The following is a 19,914-nucleotide window of genomic DNA, read 5'->3' on the forward strand; positions in this document are numbered from 1 at the left end:
ATGGTCACTCCTGGTTTTCAAAATATGACAAATCTCTAGTTTGTCAGCACTGAACATTAACGCTGTGGACCTCCTATTTCAACAGAAACTAAAATCTATAAAGAAGTTTCTATTCCAGAAGTACATATGGTAATCATATCTAAAATATCTTCTACTTCAATTCTTCATCAATTAATTTGAGCACGCGTTCAATTTCATATAAAGTATTAGTATAAACTTCGTCCTTTTCTTCCATAATTTGCATAAGCATTACTACAAGATTTTGAAATTCATAGGTAAAAACAGCATCAGGCTTTTTAATTTCGTTGGTAGCGAATGCAATAACAGGATTTAACGCTAAGACTAAATGTTGCATCATGGCATCGTAATGAATGTTTTCCATTCTATTCATATAATTATACAATTCTTCCAACTCTCTAATACCATTAACAATTTCATGATTATGTAGTAATTTAATTTGTCCACTATTCACCATGGTTTCGTATATATTGCCTTCCTTATCAAAATCTGAATAATTAGTAAGATTACGAACTATAATTCCGAGTGTATCTAATTTACTTCGGTCATTGGCTTCAATAATTTCATTGGCGTACTTATATTGTACCATATGACGATTATTATAATGTCTTTGGCCAGCAATTAGTTCCTCATCATCTATTATTTGTTCTTTAATATTTTCATAAAATCTTATTTCAGCGTTCTTTCTAATCCTATTATCATCCCAATTACTTACTTGAAACGCCAAACTAATACCAATCATTACTAGAAGGATTTCGCCTATTGCATAAAGCAGATATCTCCTTAAGTTTCCATTATTAATATTATTTTGTCTAAGGGTTTTAAATAGTTTCATTTTTTTGAACTTGAGAATTAAATTTATTACGCTTATTTATTAAAAACTATGGTGTTTTCTAAGTTAACAATTTTTGAGGGTTCTATCTTTTTCTTTCTTTTCATCCCAAACACCACTCTTAAAAAATTGAATTTCTTAATGATAAAATAGCTTGAAAGGATAAATACAAGCGAGAGCGCTGTTATTAAAACTGCTTGCATTCCATAAGTAATATCCCATTGCAGGACAACATAGCCAACAAAAATTAAAGCTGGTTGGTGCAATAAATAGAAGGGATAAATTGCCTCATTCAGCACTTTTCTAAGTTTATGATCCTTATTGAAGTATTCCCGGAAGTAACCTATGGCGGTTAATCCACAGGATAATGAAATTACCATTTCAGTTATGCCGCGAGAATAATCCTGGACTATTGAAGATTCTCCAAAAATTGATGGTAAAGCAAAGAGCAGCATGGTAAAAACAATGGTTTGATATAAGTACAACCTTCGGTCCCTGGCAAGCGCATTAATTATTTTATCACTGGTGAACAACATAAACCCACTTACAAAGAATAGCAGGTAATAGGTAAAATAAGCCCAGTCATTATACAGTGCATGTGTGCTGTTTGGAAAATATTGTCTCAGGATCAGCTGCGAGAGTATAATAATTGGTATTAACCAGTTTAAACCCATTTTTCTGGAAATGATCACTATCAATCTTCCTCTTACCATATTATAATGACCACTCTTGGTATAGTTTAAAACCGGGGCGATCAAAAGTGATATGATGAACAGATAAAGAATGAACCACAGATGGTGCCATGAAATATTCCCCACAGGGTATGGTCCGCCATCAAACATATGTGGTAAGTAATCTAAAAATGAACCGTAGTTCTCAATACGCTCAACATAGACCATTAACGGAACCAAGGTGAAAAAGCCGAACGTAAAAGGAATGTATAGCCTTCTAAAACGTTCCTTCACATATTGCCAGCTGGTTCTATGTCCAATAGCATAATACGTGCCCACACCGGAAACTAAAAACAGTAAAGGCATTCTCCAAAGATGCAACCACCACATAATGGGGTCTAAAAATGGAAATGATTCGGCACTGTTTACATGCCATTGCTCAGGCCTGAAAATCATACCGACATGAAAGAAGAAGACACTGATGATAAGGCCAATTCGCAGCCAGTCTATAAAATATTTCCGCTCGTTTTTTGATTTGATTTTTGTGTCCATAATGATTTTGCTGTTTGTTTATGAAACAAAGCTATGTACACTTCACACCTCACAAAGAATCTCCCTATAAGTACGTTGTTCGTCCTTATCGGCCCGTATAAAATATAATTGATTATCAGGTGGTTACGAATCCCTAAACGTAGAGGGTGTCTGAGAGGTAATTTTCTTAAAGGCGGTATTAAATGCCGATTTGGAGTTATAGCCAACTTGTTCTGCCACCTCCTCAATGGTCAATTTTTTACCCAATTTAGTCTTTAAAATTTGCTGGGCTTCACGCACTCGGTAGGTGGCCATAAGTTCAAAAAAAGATTGCCCAAGGTTTTCATTGATGACCTGGGAAACATGATGGGGGGATTCATTAATGGTCCTTGCCAAACCGGACAAAGAGGCAGTACTTTTCACAAAATATTTTTCATTTTCCATTTGGGCAACAATATGGTTGAGAATGACATTTTTTTCTGCCTCATCCAGGGAGGACTTTTTGTATTTTAAACTTGGGACTTCCAAAAAGGTAGATACTTCATTGTAATAATCAGATTTATTCATGATTTGGGCAACGGTGACGAAAACCATAAATGATATATACAAATAGATAAAATAATCCCCAACATCATTTTTAAAGATCAATTTTACGGCTATAAAAATGATAATTATTATGACGAAATGGTAGATAGAATTTCGTATGGTTTTTAATGTCTGATTTGTAGTATTGAAGATGGTCTGCCCTAAGGATCTTGACTTTATAAAAACTAACCTCAAAATCAGAATATTATAGATTACAAAAGATATTCCCGTCATTATGTTTATGAAGGGCCTAATGCCCAGGGGATCATCATAAATTTTGCCACTGCTTTTGATCATTGGATAATCCAATTGCATTACATCAATAGTCGAATTGTATTTCATCACGTCCGATTGAATGAAAAAGAAGAAACAATATCCCAACCAAAATAAAAAGGGGAGAAAATGCCACCAATAGTTCCTTTTATTGAAATCTTTAAATTGAGATGCTACAAACAAAAAGATTAGGGGAGCAATTATAAAATTAGTTGGTTCTGAAAAATTGGTCAACCATAGCATCTTGAATATATAGCCTGTATAATTCAACCATCCCTCCAACATAGATAGCCCAATTGCAAGCATAAAAAAACCCATGAAGAGATTTGGTAAGTGCCGATTCCACGACTTTTTAATTAGAAAGTACGAAGTGAAAATACTTAGAAATGAACCTATTAGAACAATTAGGGCTATAAAATCAATGTGAAGGGGTATTTCCTGCATACTATCCAAATGTAGAAATAATTCAGTAGCCCACAAAAAAGGAGAGTTTCCAAAAAACTGGAGTGAAATAATCAATCCCCAGTGAAAGTATTTTTATGGTATATATGATGTTATTATTTATCCATATAAACGAATAAATACATAAGACATAATATGTACAGACCCGGACTGGCCTGAAAAGCATGATTATATTAAAGAAAAAGACATTGATAATAACGCCAATTCGTTACCTGTCTTTAAAATATTTGCATTAGCCATTTGATTTATTTTGAGAATTAATACTAATCTTACTTTTAGTTAAGTCCTACTTATCCAATGCAATCACATTCTTGTCTTGTATAGCATGAACAGGCTGTTTCTTTTGTTTTATTTTCAAGCCAAATAGAAATCGTAAAATATTATTGGTTTGTATAATCTTATATAATAATAAAGCTGCTGGAATGGCAGTAACCGTGATAATCAGGAATTTTAAATACAGATTCACTTCCAGGCCAACGATGTAAAAACCAAATACGATAATGAGGGTTTGATGCAGTATATAAACAGGCAGGATACTTATATTAGCAGGTATAAGCACGGAATGCTTGAAATTAAATTTACTTGCAAAAAAACCTAAAAAGAATAAAATCCAGCTATAAGCAATTAGCATAGATACAATACTTATCTGAATGTGATATAAAGAAAAACTTGGGTGTAAATATTCTTGGACATTTTCAGGGTTTTGTGAACCTGTATATAAAAAGTAAGTTGAACTTACTAGCCCCACAACAAGAAAAAGATACATTTTTTTCTTTATTATATTAATAAATTCAGGGTCGCTCATAAAAAGGAAACCATATAAAAAAGGGAATAAATACACGAAGAAATCTGCCCAATCTGTGTATTCGGGATAAATGAGCTTTAATATGACCCGGACAAGAATCATTGGCAACACTAAAATGAATACCCCATAATTACTTTTCATAACATTTTTTAACCCAGAGAAGTCGAACCGTTTGTTTTGAATTTTTTTAAGCAATGGAAGCGCAAACACTGTCATCACAAATAAAAACGGTAAGTACCATATATGAGTTCCCAGATGACCAAACCATAACAACAGACTACTACCCATATTGGCATCAAGCTGTTGGAAAGGATATAAAGTCAGAAAATCAAGAAAGCTGCCTGTAAAATCACGGAACATAATCCATTCATAAAACCGCTGAGGAGGTATAATAAGTAAGATTCCAAATAGAAAAGGAATGATTAATCGTTTGATTCTATCTTTGACGAAGGCATCCTTACGTGATCGCATCGCGAACCAGGTACCAGCTCCGGACACTAAAAAAATAAGGAACATGCGCCATCCATGGGTAAACATAGTGAGCATGTCAAAAATAAAATTTTGCTCCTCATTTTTTATGTGCCACGGAAAATGATCGAAAGGTCTCCATGAATGAAAGAGAAAGAGCAAGCCAAAAGCTAGAACTCTGAGCCAATCTATATAATGTTTTCTTTCGTTAACTGATTTGATCTGTGTATTCATAATAATTCACTTTTTAATTATGAAACAAATCTATGCATACAGCACACCGTACAAAGAATCTCCCTATAAGTACGGTGTTCGTCCTTATAGGCACATGCAAAACATACTTGATTATCAGATAGTTACGAATCCTTAAACACAGAGAGTGTCTGAGCGGTAATTTTATTAAAAGCGGTATTAAATGCCGATTTGGAATTCTGGCCCACCCTTTCTGCTATTCTTCAATCGTCAATTTTTTACCTAAGTTCGTTCTTAGAATTAGCCGGGCTTCTTTAATCCTATAAACATATTGGGAAAGTTCTTCTTCAGGATAGTTTTGTTGAAGCTAAGTAAAAAGTTATCACTCCCGCAATTATGGCCGGTATGGAAAAAATCAAAAAATTCTCCGCCATCGAAAGCCCCATTCCTATAAGGACACCACCCAGAGCCGGCCCAATCACAGCGCCGAGTCTGCCAATGCCTATAGCCCAACCCAGCCCGGTGGTCCTGAATTCCGTGGGATACATCCTTGCAGCAACTGCATACAATCCCACAAAACCACCTTGCAGCGTAAAACCGAGTAAACCAATTACAAAGAGCAAGGCACTGGAGTCACTAAACAATTTAAAAGTAGCCATCAAAATGCCTGTTACCACCAAAAAAACAGCCACTGTCCTCTTTAATCCTGTTCGTGAGGAAAAATAGCCCTGGATAATGATCCCAAAAAAGGCCCCCACATTGAAAACCGTACCGGCATAGATTGCCAATGACATTGAAAGACCTGTAGCCTCTGCAAGTTTTGGTATCCAACTTATTAGAAAGTACAAACATCCAAATGCCATGAATAAGGCCGTCCATAACTGGTATGTAGGTATCCTGTACTCTTTGTTGAGTAGCTTGTTCACTGGAATACCTGAAGATTTTACCTCCCGTTTTGGGAGTCTTTCCAATGCCTCATGTCCCAGTTTACTCAAAATTGTATTTGCGCTGAGCAATGCTCCTTTGGGTTGTTTTTTTATATAAAAGTAAATCGATTCCGCCAGTAAAAAATAGATAAGTGGCAAGCAGATAAAGGAGGCTAGTCCGGCTAGTTTGAACATAATAGGCCATCCATAAGCCGGCACTAAACTTGCCGATACTATGCCCGTTAATACGGCTCCTACAGGATAGCCCGACAAAACAAAACTGACCCAAAAATCCCTTTTACCGTCGGGGGCATACTCTGCGGTCAGTGCCGCCGTACTTGCTAACATGCTTCCTATGCCTATACCGCTTAAAAAACGCAACAATATCAATTCGGAAACATTTTGTGACCAGGCAGTCATGAGCATACTGGCACCCATCAAAAAAGCACTGATCAGTATCATTTTCTTTCTTCCGATCTTATCGGCAAAAGGTGCCAAAAACATCGCCCCAATCATCATCCCTGCAAGTCCCGAACTGAAAACAATACCCAACTCCTCCGGGCCCACCTGCCAGGATTTTGCAATTGCGGATGCACAATAGGAAATAACCATGACATCCATCCCGTCCAAAATATTCATAACAAAGCATACAAAAAAGGTCGCGTATTGTAATTTCGACAGTGACTGTCCGTCAATAAGCTCCTTCATGGTTTTTTGCATCCTTTGGTTTTAAATTGAATTACAATCAGCTTCACAACAATGTTATAAATCTTTTGTAAAAACTTGCAAGATAACTTTTGTGTTTAAAATATTCCTAAAACAAAATAGCTTCTCTTAAAACGAGAAGCTATTTTGTTTTGTAAAGGCAGAGATGACAGTGCGAATTAAATAGTTGCCCACTTTTAATCTCATTACCCAATAGTGGATCAACAGCTTGGCTTGTTAAAATTATGTTCTTGACTTTTTATTTCATTTTGAACTATTTTCAATATTTATAATAGATTACACATTCAAATCAATTTCATCAATACTATAAATTTTTAAAGGTTTGCTTTTACCTCTAAGCAGAACTTCTCCTACCATGTGAAATTTAAGTTCTGTTCTTTCCTCTATCAATTTTTTTAGTGTCTGAGATAAAAGCAGGCCTTTCTCGTATTCATTACACATTCCCTCGATCCTTGATGCAGTATTGAGAGTATCACCGTGGAATGCTATCTCCCGTTTTATTTGTCCGACCTCAGCTATGGTAACGTCACCCACGTTCAACCCAGCTTTAAAAAAAGGAACAAGTCCATATTTCTTCTTGTAAAAATCACTCCTGCTTTCCAGTAAATTCTGAAAATTGAAATATGCCTTTATACAATTCAGATTTTCTAGACCATGGGATATCGACCAGGACAAAATCACTTCATCTCCCACATATTGATAGATTTCAGCTTTGTAATTCCGGACAACAGATAAATCAGTAAAACAATCCTGTAGCAAGCGGCTAATTTTTATATGTCCTAACTTCTCTGCAATGCTAGTAGATGATCTGAGATCTAGAAACATGAAGATACGACGATCTCTCTTTGGCTTGTGAAATCTTCCTAACAACAATTTAAACAAATTTCCCGGACCAAATTTTAAATTGATCTCTTTGAAAGAATTAATTAGGATACAGACCAGCGAAATATAAACAAGCGGTACTTGCCATGACACCAATGCAGAGTTTTTTGTCCATTGGTCAAAATCTATACTGCCATGATAAATTGTGAATGAAATGAAGTTTGTTAGAAATGCAGTTAATACAAAAATAAATATATAGAAAACACTTTTTACAAGGATGATGCGGCCATAAGACATTATTTTGAACATCCTCCGTTCAAAAATCAATTCTAAGAGGCCTAATACAATGCCCAAAATAATCCCGCCCCGTGTAACATTCAGATATAATGCTGAAATATCTATTGGAACAGCGGTATTAACAGGGTTAACAGAGGTAGGATTGCCAGTAAACCTTAAGAATACAAGTAAATTTAAAGCTGCTACCCAGACCACAATCGACAATAATATATTTATGAGTCGGATACGGGACTTCAACGATAAATTAACAGGTAGTTTCATAATTCAGTTTCTATAATTTGTTGGAATAACAAAAATGCTTTCAATAGAGCTTAATTGACCCTCTATATCACACTATAATCGGTTCAATAAAACTTATTATAACCCCTCACCTTTTAAATAATAAATTTATGCTGTTTTAATTAGAAAAAATACCTCCACCCAATCTCTATAGTAGTTTTACGGTCAGTAGACTCTGAGTTACCCAAACCCCATCCTGGTTTAATATAGGCTACATTGCCCTCAGTAATAATCTTTCCAAGTTCTACACCTAGCCAGGAAGAAAAATCTTTTGTTTCGAAATTATAAATTGGTTGATATTCAGGCATTAAAAAGAACAAGCCCCACCATTTACCAGGAGGGGTCAAAGGCTGCATATAAAACCAACGACCCACATACAAAGAGGTTGTTGGGGCAGCATCTGTTCTGTAAACATCAAAGTAATAGAGGTTTAGCATGGCGAAAAATCCATGCATAGGTGTATCTATCACAACCCCCAATATCGGTGCTAACTTAAATGAATTTCCAGCTAACAAAGGACTAGTTGCCGTTGGTAAAACGAAATCTGTACCTAACATTATGGCACCAGTTTTTTTGTTCATTTCCCCTGGTTTACCATACGAAAAATCCAAAGGTTTTAGTCTGGCCAGAAACTTAAGACTCACGTCACCCATACCTATGGCGCTAGCAGGAGCGTCTTGGGGCAATCCTGATATCTCGCTGAAATCACGGTACTGGGCGACCGGCAATTCAAAGAACACGCCGATGTTATCACTGAAAGCGATAGTACCAAACGCTGTCACGTCTTGCTGGGTCAATCCATTTTCTAATTCCTGAAAGCGGTAAAAGGGCATCCATTTATCCGTAAATGCCCGCGGATCATTACCTGTTCCATCTTTCTCTACATTTTCTTGTATTTTCTCCTGTTTAGCTGCTTTTTTTAATTCTTTGTAATCATCTAATAGCTCCTGAGATATTTTTACAGAATCCTGTTCTTTTTCCTGAGCAAAAATACTTGATGGTAAAAATAGAGCAACTATAAAAAATAGGCCAATATAAAAATTTTTCAATTTAAATTTGTCCATAACTAGTGTTATAGAAGTTGTTGTTGTCATTTTTATTTATTTAAATTAATATTCTTGAATTCATTGTTTTGCGAAATAAAAAACCAGAGCATTACTCCCCTCCTGATAATTTTTTAGCGTTTTCTACTGTCTTATTCCAGCTGTAAACAAACTGAACTTTAATAACGCTGGTATTCAAATTGTCATTACCAAACACATTGGAGCTATAACTACCGCGTATCATAATATTATCTTGAATTTCGTAATTCATCGAAAAACCAAGACTTCCAATTTCAAGGTTTTCACCAGCTTTAATGCCATTTATTTCGGACTGAAAGCCATTCTGGTAAAGCATATCAAGTGAACCGAAAAATTTGCTCGTAAAATCATGGGTTAAATGAGATTCTATTTGCCATAACGGTTCATTTTTCAGGGTTTGCCCTGCATTAAAATTATCATTATCTCCAAATAAATAAACTGAAGGGGTCAATTCAAAGCTCGACATATACCCGGGTGCAAACACCCCAAAATGGTACTTGAGAGGAAGTGCAATACGGCCAAACCAACGATTAAGTCCTAAATTCACAAGTTTGTCATTTTCATAGGCACCTACAGGAACCGACAATAATAATGCAACATCCATACTAAAGCCAGGCTCATAGTTCAACAGGTCTACAGTGCTATTAAGTCGAGGTGTACCAATTAAATTTGTTACAAACGCAACGCTTGGATCACCAAATCCAGAACTTGATTGACTAAAGGCAATACCTGGGGCTATTCCTGGAGGTAAAAACTCTGGGGATATATTGGAATTAAAATTTGCGCCAACACTACCTCCAATAATATTAACAGCAAAGGAGGATGGACGTTTAAAAAATGCAAAATGATGGGCAAAAGAACCAAAACTCATATTTGCGTCAACATCGGCATTACCATAAATATACTGACCTGGGGCAAAGACTTTAGCATCTGAGGCATCTAGGTTCATAGCTAAATATTGAAAAGAAAATATGTTTGTTTTTTCTCTTGCATTCCAGTAAGCTCTGGCGCCATCATCTTGAGCGAATAGCGAACTTCTTAATGGTAGGATGGTAATAATTATGAAAACAATCCCAAATTGAAGAAGTGGATTCAGATGTTTTTTGCTTTTATTATTTCCTTTTGCAGTCATATCTATTCTTTTTTTGATCCCTTTTTGTTATTTTCTCCACTCATCAATTTTAGAAGTTGTTCATAAGGAACCGCTTCTAAACCACGACGAGGTGGGTAATTATCGAATTCTGGCTGCGGATCGGGAAGCGCTTTTTTTGCCCTTTCAAAAGGTGACCTGTTTCCTATGATAACACCGTTCGTCTTCTGATATTCTTCCCACAAAGCGATAAGCTCCTTCCTTTTATCAGGTCTTTTTTCAGAGAGGTCGTATTGTTCCCCGGGATCATCGGCAAGGTTGTATAGCTGCCAGTCTCCGGTACCCATTGGCTGATAAAGTGAATTGATCTTCCAGTCTCCCTGGCGAATCGCCCTGTTGCCAAATAGTTCCCAACCAAGCCAATCATCAGCACTTCTGGGTGATTGAGTTCTACCTTCTAACATTTCCACCCATGACTTACCTTGAACCGGTGCCACTTCGCGCCCATTAAAGGATGATGGGTGCTCAATACCTGCCAGTTCCAGAACCGTTGGAACAATATCTTTAACATGAAGTACAGCCTCTTTATTCAATCCGCCGGAGCCCTGTACTCCAGGACCACTAACAATTAGAGGGGAGCGAATGCCGCCTTCAGCTGTCCATCCTTTATAGATCCGGAATGGAGCCATGGAGACCTGGGCCCAGGCAGCACCATATTCAGCATATGTTCCTTTACGACCAATGGAATTATGACTATTTTCAGCAAAATTATTCATACCGTGAATAAATCCCATAGTGCCTGCTTGACCTGCTACCATACTCCTCAGGTCGTTTCCTTCTGCTCCATTGTCTGAAATGAAGATTACGATAGTATTGTCATACTCTCCAATTTGTTTCAGATATTCAAATACATGTCCGATCTGATCATCCATGTATTCAACCATCGAGGCATAAATCTCCATCTTCCTGCCTAGTGCCACTCTTGCTGCTGGTGCTAAAGCGCTGGATCTTGGCAGAAAATACAAACGATCAGCGGTGTTTGCACCCTCTTCTATGATACCCAGTTCCTGCATGCGTGCCAGGCGTTTTTCGCGGATCCCATCCCATCCTTCATCGTAGTGGTTCTTATATTTGCGCAACCATCTATTTGGCACTTGAAGTGGGCCATGGGGAGCCGTATATGCCATGTAAGCAAAGAAAGGTTTTCCATCCTGGCGGCCTTCATCTATAAACTGGATGGTCTTGTCGGTGTAGTTCTTAGAGGAGTAAAAGTCCTTAGGCAATTCAGCCACAGGTTGACCATCTTCTGTATATGGTGCTTTAGGTACCTGCCATTCAAGGTTCCACGCATTATCAAAGTGGCTACCTCCGCCCACAAGTAATGAGAAATCACGCTCAAAACCACGAGCGTGTGGGTACTCATCCGGTTTTAAACCCAGGTGCCATTTGCCAGCCATGTAGGTGTGATAGCCATTGTCATGTAGCAATGAGGCAACAGTAACCACACGCTGGTTCAGTACACCCTCATAACCGGGCTGCCCCATTTGATTCGGGGCCTTCAATTCACCCATATTACCCAGACCTGCAATGTGATTATCAGTTCCTGATAGTAGCATAGATCGGGTAACTGAACAAGTTGGACTCACATAAAAGTTAGTGTATCGCATACCCTCTTTCGAAAGCTTGTCCAATACAGGGGTGTTGATTTCGCCTCCGTAGCAACCTAGATCAGAGTAGCCCATATCATCAGCAACAATAAGCAATATATTAGGCTTCTTTTTTTGTTTAGTGTTCACTTGACTTTGACTAAAAGCAAGCAATGTGCTGAATGTAAAAATCAGCAAGAAAAATATTTTCAAAACACCAAAACCAGAAGGAGTATTCCTTCTTTGAATTAATTTATAGATAGTTTTCATTTTCATTTAGTTATTAAATTCTTTTAGTAGTTCTTTTTTGTAATTCTTTTCTATAATTCTTATAACTCTTTTATCCTTGCCAACAAATTCAACTGTAGGCTTATGACAAAGAACATGTATGCTTCCCGCAAAAATGTTAAATTCATTACTGTTCAAAAGTGATTTAAAAAGATTATTGTTTTGCCAATCCATTCGAAAAACAAATTGATCCTTGTCCAGATTATCTTGTTCAAAATCAATATTTAAGCATCCTTCTACCCTTTGCATATTTACAATATTTGAACCCATAACCTGTAATAATTCCAGATTCTTCCCTGGCTTTGCTTTTATATTATATTTTATACTAATCATTGATTTATTGTATCAAATATTAACTTCTTTAGAATCCGGTAACCTAAAACCGTGCCAAAAAAAGTTAATAATTTTAATATTTTGTATATCAATGCTTTACACGTATTTTTGTCAATATACTAGTTGATATCAAAATCAATAAAGCGACTATATTTCGTCATAGTGACGAAATATAGTCGCTTTATCTTTGCTAGAAAATTATATCAAAAAGAATAGATTTGTATTGTGAAAAGGTCAATTATGGGAATGGAAAATACTATCTTGACGTTTTTTTAATATTGAGCTTTTTCATTTTCGAATTTAGTGTAGTTCTCTTAAGACCTAATCTTTCAGCAGCCCCTTCTTTTCCTCCAATTTGCCAATTCACCAATTTTAAGATTTTAATTATATGTTCACGTTCAAGATCCTCTAGTTTCGATTTCCCCTTAGTAGTTAATATAACCTTTCCAGGCACTTCAGTTTTTAGCACTTCTCCGTTTGAGATAATAAGAGCGTTTTCGATGACATTCTCTAGTTCACGAACATTTCCTGGCCATGAATAATTTACCAGGTTTCGCATTGCGGTTTGAGGAACTTTCTTTATAGATTTATTAAGCTTTTTTCCCAATTTATTGACAAGATATTTTACTAAAAGAGGAATATCCTCTTTGCGATCCCTCAAAGGCGGAATTGTTATAATAAAAGTTGTTAAACGATAATATAAATCTACACGGAAACGATTATTTTTAACCTCTTCCTTCAAGTTCCGATTAGTAGCGGCGATTATTCTTACATTAGTTTTTATAGTTTTTGAGCTACCCAACCTTTCAAATTCACCTTCCTGTAAAACTCTTAACAATTTAGCCTGAATTTCTAATGACAACTCACTTATCTCATCCAGGAAAATAGTTCCACCATCGGCAAGTTCAAATCGACCGATTCGTTTTTCATTTGCCCCTGTAAAAGCCCCCCTTTCATGACCAAATAATTCACTTTCGATCAAAGCAGGAGAGAGAGCAGCACAATTAACCTTAACCAGAGCTTTATGTTTTCGAAGGCTTAATTGATGTAAAGCATTAGTAAATACTTCTTTACCAGTGCCTGTTTCTCCTGAAATAAGAACTGTTGTATCGGTTGGAGCTACTTGCTCAACGCGAAACAAAACATATTTAAGGGCTTTACTTTGACCGATAATAGTATCGAAATTTTTAATTCCTTTTATTTCTTCCTTCAAATAGGTGTTTTCCTGTTGCAGCTGGTCCTTTAATCGTTTGATTTCTAAATATCCGTTTTGGAGTTCAACTTCTGCCTCACTACGCAATATCGCACTTAGTAAAACCTTTCCAATTGTTTTAGCTTGCTCGATAACGTCCTTAGACCATGTATACTCTGACGATACCTTATCCATGGCAAATACATCAACCCCATAGGTGCCAGATTCCAATGGAACTCCAACACCAGTTTTAGTTCCAAAGAATTTGAGAATCTTGCGCATTTCCGGCCACTGTGGACTATCATTGAATATAACAGATTCTCCTTGCAAATAATGTGCAGCGAGATTAGGATATTTCATTTTATGAATCACTGACATTTCTTCTTGTGGGGCAAGATGTTCTGAAAGCCACATAAGCCTGAATTTCAATACTTCTCCTTGATGAGAAAGCTGATAAAGTCTTATAGTATCAACTCTGAAATAACTGCCAATCTTCGCAAGGCTCTCTTGTATAGCATTCTCGAATTCAACTCCGGATAGCCCTATGAATCTGGAGGAGAGTTCGGAAACAAGTTGTTTAAATTCAGCTTCTTTTTTTAGGGCATGCTCTGCCCGCTTTCTATTCAAGGCATTGGAAAAAACAATTCCCAGCAGTTTAATCTGCTTAATATTGGTCTGTGTCAGAACATATGAGCTTAAAAAATCTACGACGAATATTTCAATTACTGACCCATCAAAATCTAAATTAACTGCGAGACCTGCTTTAAATTTGATTTTTAGATTAGTTTCATACTCAGGGTGCCAATGCGAAAACTCATCAGGATCTGAGAAACTCCAATATTCTTTGTCTTTGATGTAGTTGACAAAATTTGGATAAATTGCGTCCTCCATATCAGCTGCAAACACTTCAATATTTATCTTGTCAGAGAACCACATATTGGTAGCCGCCAATACTTCACCCTTTTCATTTAATTTGCCAATTGTTACACGATCAGCATTAAAATATTCTCCAATCTCCTTAAACCGCTCATTAATTGACTGGTCGATTTTATCAGCTGGCAGGTTGATGAATTGGGAAGAGATTTTGGCGACGAGTTCTTGAAATTCAGCTTCTTTCTTTAGGGTTTGCTCTGCTAACTTGCGCTCAGTAATATCCTGAACAATTCCACCTATTTTTACGGGATTGTCATCTGCATCATATTCAACCTGCACTTCTGTATATATATGCCGAATCGTACCATCTCTATGTATAATACGATAATCATATGGGTCGTTGCTAACATTTTTATTTAACAGATTCTTTGTTATATGGTCATGATGCTCACGGTCTTCCGGATGGATTATTTCAATCATTTTATCAGAGACAATCTTTGTATCAGGATCAGGGTCTACATCAAAAATCTTATACGTCTCTTCAGAATAGTATCCTTTGTCAGCTACAAGATCCCATTCCCAGATTCCAATTTTAGAAATTTTTTGCGCCTCTCTTAGTTTTGATTCACTCTCTATAAGAGCCAATTCCGACTTCTTTCGTTCTGATATATCGCGGGCCAGTGCCAGTAGTAATTTTCTGCCCTCCAAATCCAACCGGCCAAGCCTAACTTCAACAGGAAAGGTGCTCCCATCTTTTCGTTGATGGATCCCTTCGAAATTTAAGTATTCCCCTGTTTTAAGTGGATTCCAAAACCGGTTTTTATGCTCCTTCTCAACAACCTTAATATCAACTTGCTGAATCGTCATTTTCAAAAGTTCCCGGCGTGAATAACCAAGACTTAGGCATGACTGGAGATTAACATCCATAATCGAACCTTCATAATCAAGGACAAAAAATGCATCTCCGGCTTGATCTACTAACAATTTAAATTTATCCTCTGCCTGCTCAAATGTTTTTTGAGACAGCCCTTTACTTTTTTCGTGCGGTGTTAATTTTGTTGTGTCAGATTTATTTTCAAGATTTTGGCTGGTCTTTTTTTTCATAATTTCCTGTCTTGAATATTTTACAGCTAGTAGTACTAGTTAAAATTAAACTATTTAGATCTTTCATGGAAAAGATTTTATTATTGGCAGCTCCTTTTCTTAATAAAATACTATGGGAACGAGGTCTTTATGCTTTCGAAAGATTAATGGGGATGATATTGGTAATGATTGCTGTTCAAATGTTCATTAATGGTATTCAAGTTCTTTTTTGAAGGTATTGGCAAAACAATAATTTTTTCAACATGCTAGTAATTATTTATTTTGTAAATAAATGATATCAAAAATATTTATTTGAAATAGCCCTAGGAGAAAAATCGATTTGTGTTACCCGTGGGTTACCCAAAACTAAAAAAGCCTCCCTAAATAGGGAAGCTTTTTAAACTGTACAGGCGGAGAGACTTCCCGCCGATGGCGGGATAAACTTCTCCCCTCTCCACTTTTCATAAAAAAAAAGCCCATCTTTATTAGATGGGCCTTTACTTCGTACAGGCGGAGAGACTCGAACTCTCACACCTTTCGGCACTAGATCCTAAGTCTAGCGTGTCTACCAATTCCACCACGCCTGCATTTCCCATCCTGATAACTTCTCCTTTGAAATAGTATGGAGAAGGAACTATCTTTATTATGGGGTTGCAAATATAAAGCAAAATTTCAATTTAAAAATAATCGAAGTTTAAAATTATCAACCTTCTTTTCGTAAATTTAGTCATTCTTCAAATTATTGATAATGCAAAACATAAAGGCTTACCTGGAACAACACAAAGAACGATTTATAAATGAGCTCATCCAACTTCTAAAAATGCCATCTGTTAGTGCAGATTCTGCTTATTCACAAGATGTACTGGATACTGCAGAGGTTTTTGCCTCTTCTTTAAAAGATGCCGGTTGTGATATTGTTGAGATCTGTGAAACTCAAGGGTATCCCATCGTTTATGGAGAAAAAACAATTGATAAGAATCTGCCAACCGTTCTGGTTTACGGGCATTATGACGTTCAACCGCCAGATCCTTTAGATCTTTGGGACTCCCCTCCATTTGAACCTGTGATTAAAAAAACGGAACTCCACCCCGATGGTGCCATTTATGCCCGCGGAGCCTCTGATGATAAGGGACAGGTTTATATGCATGTGAAAGCCCTTGAATTTATGGTTGCAAACAACTCGCTTCCCTGTAATGTGAAGTTTATGATTGAGGGGGAAGAAGAAGTAGGAAGTGAAAGCTTGTCCGCTTTTGTAAAAGAAAATCATAAAAAATTAGCCAATGATATTATTTTAATTTCCGATACCGGAATGATAGCTAATGATGTTCCTTCAATAACGACAGGTCTCAGGGGATTGAGTTATGTGGAGGTAGAAGTTACAGGTCCAAACCGGGACTTACATTCAGGATTGTATGGAGGAGCAGTTGCCAATCCTATAAATATCCTTGCAAAAATGATTGCCTCTTTGCATGATAAAAATAACCATATTACAATACCGGGATTTTATGATAAGGTAGAAGAACTCACCCGGGAGGAGCGCAATGCCATGGAAAAAGCACCCTTTAAGCTGGAGGCGTATAAAGCCGCCCTGGACATTGAAGATGTCTATGGTGAATCTTCTTATACCACAAATGAAAGAAACTCCATAAGACCTACCCTTGATGTAAACGGCATCTGGGGTGGTTATACAGGAGAAGGTGCAAAAACCGTTATTGCGAGCAAGGCTTATGCAAAAATCTCTATGCGGCTCGTACCACATCAGGACTGGCATGAGATTACACAACTTTTTAAGACCCATTTTGAAAATATTGCCCCTACCGGAGTTAAGGTGAAAGTAACTCCGCACCACGGTGGTGAAAGTTATGTAACACCCATAGACAGTATAGGTTACCAGGCAGCAAGTAAAGCTTATGAGACTACATTTGGAAAATTACCCGTACCCAAGAGAAACGGGGGTAGCATCCCTATTGTTCCGCTATTTGAAAAGGAGTTAGGAACTAAATCCATCTTAATGGGCTTCGGACTCGACAGCAATGCCATTCATTCTCCGAATGAACATTTTGGGGTATGGAATTTTTTAAAAGGAATTGAAACGATACCTTATTTCTATAAATACTATACGGAACTTCTTTCTTAGAGTATTTAGATTTGAGATGAGTCGTGAATTCCTCAAAAAATATTGAAGGAAAATTCCTGGAATTCATAAAACCTTCTTAACGAGATGATTTTATTTCATTTTAGTGTAACAAATCTATGCAAATTGCGTTCTAACCATTAGAATCAAAAACGAACACTATAATGATACGAAGCTTTTTTATCCTCTGTTCCGGAGCGGACACCCGCATTCTTGAATCCTGTTCTTCAGGAGAACAAAACAAATACGCAGGCATAGGTGCCACTGTTTTTTTTACCGCCGTAATGGCATTTATTGCCAGTAGTTATGCACTCTTTACGGTATTTGACAACGTTTACGCAGCAATCTTTTTTGGCCTTATTTGGGGCCTATTGATTTTTAATCTGGATAGGTTTATTGTCTCCACTATTAAAAAAAGAGATAGTATAAAAAGTGAATTTTTACAGGCTACCCCCAGGATAATTCTGGCTATTATTATTGCCGTAGTGATCTCAAAACCTTTGGAAATGAAAATTTTCGAAAAGGAAATCAACCAGGTTTTATTGGAACAAAAAAACGAACTCACTCTGGCAAATAAGGCACAGATTGCACAGCAATACACTCCGGTGGTTGCCAGTCTGAACGAAGATATTACAGCCCTAAAGAATGAAATAAACATAAAAGAAGCGGAGACCAACGCCCTTTACGACACCTATATTTCAGAGGCCGAAGGAAGAGCAGGGACCATGCTTTTAGGCAAAGGACCGGTGTATAAAGAAAAACGTGAAAAGCACGATGCTGCCTTATTGGAATTAGGACAATTAAAGGAAGCAAATACAAATAAAATAGCCGGTATAGAAACCCAGATCACCTCGCTTAATGCAGAATATTCACAGGCAGTAGATGATTCTCAGCCAATTATTGACGGATTTGATGGCCTTATGGCCCGTATAAGTGCCCTGGGAGAACTGCCATGGTTTCCCTCTTTCTTTATTTTCTTATTATTCCTTGCCATAGAAACCTCACCTATAATTGTTAAGCTTCTGGCTCCAAAAGGACCCTATGACCTTAAGTTGGAAGATGAGGAAAGTGCCGTAGAGACCTGGGTGATGCAAAAAGTATTACAGCGACAAAATATCCTGGCTACAGATACTACCTTAAATGAAAAAATTTATGGTGAAATTGCAGAAGAAGAAGCTGTATACGCATATAAAAAACAGAAAGCAGAAGAGTTGCTACGTCTGCAGGCAGATACTTTTCATGATCTTCAGATAAAAAGCTTATAAGGTGTATTAACCAATATAAAAGAATTGGAAACCAGAGGATTAATTCCCCCAGATTCTTGCCCATAAATCTATTAGAACGTTTTGTGCATCTTCTTTGAATTTTGGGGTTTCCTCAACGATTACCTTATTATTTATTTTAAACAGTTTATAACTAAAAGCAAATTTAGGATCAATGGGATTCAGGTTTATCAAACCAAAACGAAGGTCATTAAAGAGTAAGGTTTGTTTTTTCTGCGAAATGGTATACCAGCCTTCGGTAATTTTTATTAACCGGTTAAGCTTATCCTCACCTGCCAGTTCTCCCAATAAGTCGTGGTTTTTTGGATAAGGCCTGAACACAATTGGTTTAGTATCAAACAAGGAATATTCTCCTATTAGATATTCGTTCCCTGCATCCACATTAGCGGTCCATAGTATTGAATTAAATGGGGTTGGCCTGGTTTGGATCTGCTCATAAGCAATTTCCTGATCCTCCAAATTATCGGTAAATTTCTTATAGGTAATTCCCTTTAATAGTATGGTTACTGCCAGATAAGCTGTGCTAACCATCAGGCCCATTCGGTTATATTTTCTTCTGGCCGGTGACAGCCTGTGTTCTCTCATTGTCAGAATCAGGAAAAACAGAAAAGGCAGCGTATATATTGGATCGATAACAAAAATATTCTGAAAAGCCAGGCGTAGGTCAAAAGGCCAAAAAAGTTGTGTGCCCCAGGTGGTAAAGGAATCTAAAATGGGATGTGTAAACAAACCCCAGAACATAAGCGTGGACCATTCTCGCCAGCTTACCCCGGATTTTTTTTCGATCTTAAAAATAAGCCATCCGAAAACCGGTGCAAAAAGGAGGCTAAAGAGAATAGAATGACTAAAACCCCTGTGCCATTCAGTATAAGTAACCGTATCTACAAAATAGCTACTTAAGACATCAAGATCGGGTATAGTACCGGCTATTGCACCATAGAGCATTGCCTTATTCCCCACCTTTTTACCAAGTACCACCTCTCCTACGGACGCCCCTAAAACTATTTGTGTTAGTGAATCCAT

The 19,914-nt window shown here is 37.0% G+C and carries 15 protein-coding genes and 1 tRNA gene; 3 read left to right on the plus strand and 13 right to left on the minus strand.

Features of this window, described 5'->3' with window-relative positions; translation table 11 throughout:
• Window positions 1–151: 151 nt before the first annotated feature.
• The 11 genes from ABJH90_RS05975 to ABJH90_RS06025 all read right to left on the minus strand — a co-directional run bounded on the left by ABJH90_RS05975 (window position 152) and on the right by ABJH90_RS06025 (window position 15,495).
• Window positions 152–853, minus strand: coding sequence for a DUF6090 family protein (locus tag ABJH90_RS05975; RefSeq protein ID WP_348137519.1), 702 nt, complete (start codon window positions 851–853; stop codon window positions 152–154).
• Window positions 854–885: 32 nt separating this feature from the next.
• Window positions 886–2,073 (minus strand): acyltransferase family protein, encoded by a 1,188-nt coding sequence (locus tag ABJH90_RS05980; protein ID WP_348137521.1) that lies wholly within the window; start codon window positions 2,071–2,073, stop codon window positions 886–888.
• A 123-nt stretch (window positions 2,074–2,196) separates the two neighbouring features.
• On the minus strand, window positions 2,197–2,979 hold the full coding sequence (locus tag ABJH90_RS05985) for a helix-turn-helix domain-containing protein (protein ID WP_348137523.1): 783 nt from the start codon (window positions 2,977–2,979) through the stop codon (window positions 2,197–2,199).
• Between the two features lie 679 nt (window positions 2,980–3,658).
• On the minus strand, window positions 3,659–4,879 hold the full coding sequence (locus tag ABJH90_RS05990) for an acyltransferase family protein (protein ID WP_348137525.1): 1,221 nt from the start codon (window positions 4,877–4,879) through the stop codon (window positions 3,659–3,661).
• A gap of 305 nt (window positions 4,880–5,184) precedes the next feature.
• A complete protein-coding gene (locus ABJH90_RS05995) occupies window positions 5,185–6,483 on the minus strand; it encodes an MFS transporter (RefSeq protein WP_348137527.1) in 1,299 nt (432 codons plus the stop codon).
• A gap of 282 nt (window positions 6,484–6,765) precedes the next feature.
• Entirely contained in the window at window positions 6,766–7,869 is a 1,104-nt protein-coding gene (locus ABJH90_RS06000; RefSeq protein ID WP_348137529.1) for an adenylate/guanylate cyclase domain-containing protein, read from the minus strand.
• Window positions 7,870–8,009: 140 nt separating this feature from the next.
• A complete protein-coding gene (locus tag ABJH90_RS06005) occupies window positions 8,010–8,981 on the minus strand; it encodes a hypothetical protein (RefSeq protein ID WP_348137531.1) in 972 nt (323 codons plus the stop codon).
• A 61-nt stretch (window positions 8,982–9,042) separates the two neighbouring features.
• Entirely contained in the window at window positions 9,043–10,101 is a 1,059-nt protein-coding gene (locus tag ABJH90_RS06010) for a transporter (RefSeq protein WP_348137533.1), read from the minus strand.
• A gap of 2 nt (window positions 10,102–10,103) precedes the next feature.
• Window positions 10,104–11,975: an arylsulfatase gene (locus ABJH90_RS06015; RefSeq protein WP_348137535.1), complete on the minus strand. Its 1,872-nt coding sequence runs from the start codon at window positions 11,973–11,975 to the stop codon at window positions 10,104–10,106.
• A 6-nt stretch (window positions 11,976–11,981) separates the two neighbouring features.
• Window positions 11,982–12,326 (minus strand): antibiotic biosynthesis monooxygenase, encoded by a 345-nt coding sequence (locus tag ABJH90_RS06020; protein ID WP_348137537.1) that lies wholly within the window; start codon window positions 12,324–12,326, stop codon window positions 11,982–11,984.
• Between the two features lie 256 nt (window positions 12,327–12,582).
• Complete coding sequence (locus ABJH90_RS06025; RefSeq protein WP_348137539.1) at window positions 12,583–15,495, minus strand: sigma 54-interacting transcriptional regulator; 2,913 nt, start codon at window positions 15,493–15,495, stop codon at window positions 12,583–12,585.
• A gap of 11 nt (window positions 15,496–15,506) precedes the next feature.
• Between ABJH90_RS06025 and ABJH90_RS06030 the strand changes: the two genes are divergently transcribed.
• On the plus strand, window positions 15,507–15,707 hold the full coding sequence (locus tag ABJH90_RS06030; RefSeq protein ID WP_348137541.1) for a MarC family protein: 201 nt from the start codon (window positions 15,507–15,509) through the stop codon (window positions 15,705–15,707).
• A 272-nt stretch (window positions 15,708–15,979) separates the two neighbouring features.
• Here the strand turns inward: ABJH90_RS06030 and ABJH90_RS06035 are convergent.
• Window positions 15,980–16,061 (minus strand) — tRNA-Leu (locus ABJH90_RS06035).
• A gap of 161 nt (window positions 16,062–16,222) precedes the next feature.
• Here ABJH90_RS06035 and ABJH90_RS06040 point away from each other — a divergent pair.
• Both ABJH90_RS06040 and ABJH90_RS06045 read left to right on the plus strand, forming a co-directional pair.
• Window positions 16,223–17,611 carry a dipeptidase gene (locus tag ABJH90_RS06040; RefSeq protein ID WP_348137543.1) on the plus strand — a complete coding sequence of 463 codons (1,389 nt, stop codon included), beginning with the start codon at window positions 16,223–16,225 and terminating at the stop codon, window positions 17,609–17,611.
• A gap of 161 nt (window positions 17,612–17,772) precedes the next feature.
• Entirely contained in the window at window positions 17,773–18,873 is a 1,101-nt protein-coding gene (locus ABJH90_RS06045) for a DUF4407 domain-containing protein (RefSeq protein WP_348137545.1), read from the plus strand.
• A gap of 39 nt (window positions 18,874–18,912) precedes the next feature.
• Here ABJH90_RS06045 and ABJH90_RS06050 read toward each other — a convergent pair whose 3' ends face one another.
• Window positions 18,913–19,914, minus strand: a complete 1,002-nt coding sequence (locus ABJH90_RS06050; protein ID WP_348137547.1) for a metal-dependent hydrolase — start codon at window positions 19,912–19,914, stop codon at window positions 18,913–18,915.

Origin of the sequence: Eudoraea sp. (assembly GCF_039969275.1) — a bacterium.
Classification (GTDB): domain Bacteria; phylum Bacteroidota; class Bacteroidia; order Flavobacteriales; family Flavobacteriaceae; genus Eudoraea.

Excerpts from the sequence above, each read along its gene's own strand:
- ABJH90_RS05975 (WP_348137519.1), bottom strand. The coding sequence starts at position 853 with ATGAAACTATTTAAAACCCTTAGACAAAATAATATTAATAATGGAAAC.
- ABJH90_RS05980 (WP_348137521.1), bottom strand. The coding sequence starts at position 2,073 with ATGGACACAAAAATCAAATCAAAAAACGAGCGGAAATATTTTATAGAC.
- ABJH90_RS05985 (WP_348137523.1), bottom strand. The coding sequence starts at position 2,979 with ATGAAATACAATTCGACTATTGATGTAATGCAATTGGATTATCCAATG.
- ABJH90_RS05990 (WP_348137525.1), bottom strand. The coding sequence starts at position 4,879 with ATGAATACACAGATCAAATCAGTTAACGAAAGAAAACATTATATAGAT.
- ABJH90_RS05995 (WP_348137527.1), bottom strand. The coding sequence starts at position 6,483 with ATGCAAAAAACCATGAAGGAGCTTATTGACGGACAGTCACTGTCGAAA.
- ABJH90_RS06000 (WP_348137529.1), bottom strand. The coding sequence starts at position 7,869 with ATGAAACTACCTGTTAATTTATCGTTGAAGTCCCGTATCCGACTCATA.
- ABJH90_RS06005 (WP_348137531.1), bottom strand. The coding sequence starts at position 8,981 with ATGACAACAACAACTTCTATAACACTAGTTATGGACAAATTTAAATTG.
- ABJH90_RS06010 (WP_348137533.1), bottom strand. The coding sequence starts at position 10,101 with ATGACTGCAAAAGGAAATAATAAAAGCAAAAAACATCTGAATCCACTT.
- ABJH90_RS06015 (WP_348137535.1), bottom strand. The coding sequence starts at position 11,975 with ATGAAAACTATCTATAAATTAATTCAAAGAAGGAATACTCCTTCTGGT.
- ABJH90_RS06020 (WP_348137537.1), bottom strand. The coding sequence starts at position 12,326 with ATGATTAGTATAAAATATAATATAAAAGCAAAGCCAGGGAAGAATCTG.
- ABJH90_RS06025 (WP_348137539.1), bottom strand. The coding sequence starts at position 15,495 with ATGAAAAAAAAGACCAGCCAAAATCTTGAAAATAAATCTGACACAACA.
- ABJH90_RS06040 (WP_348137543.1), top strand. The coding sequence starts at position 16,223 with ATGCAAAACATAAAGGCTTACCTGGAACAACACAAAGAACGATTTATA.
- ABJH90_RS06045 (WP_348137545.1), top strand. The coding sequence starts at position 17,773 with ATGATACGAAGCTTTTTTATCCTCTGTTCCGGAGCGGACACCCGCATT.
- ABJH90_RS06050 (WP_348137547.1), bottom strand. The coding sequence starts at position 19,914 with ATGGATTCACTAACACAAATAGTTTTAGGGGCGTCCGTAGGAGAGGTG.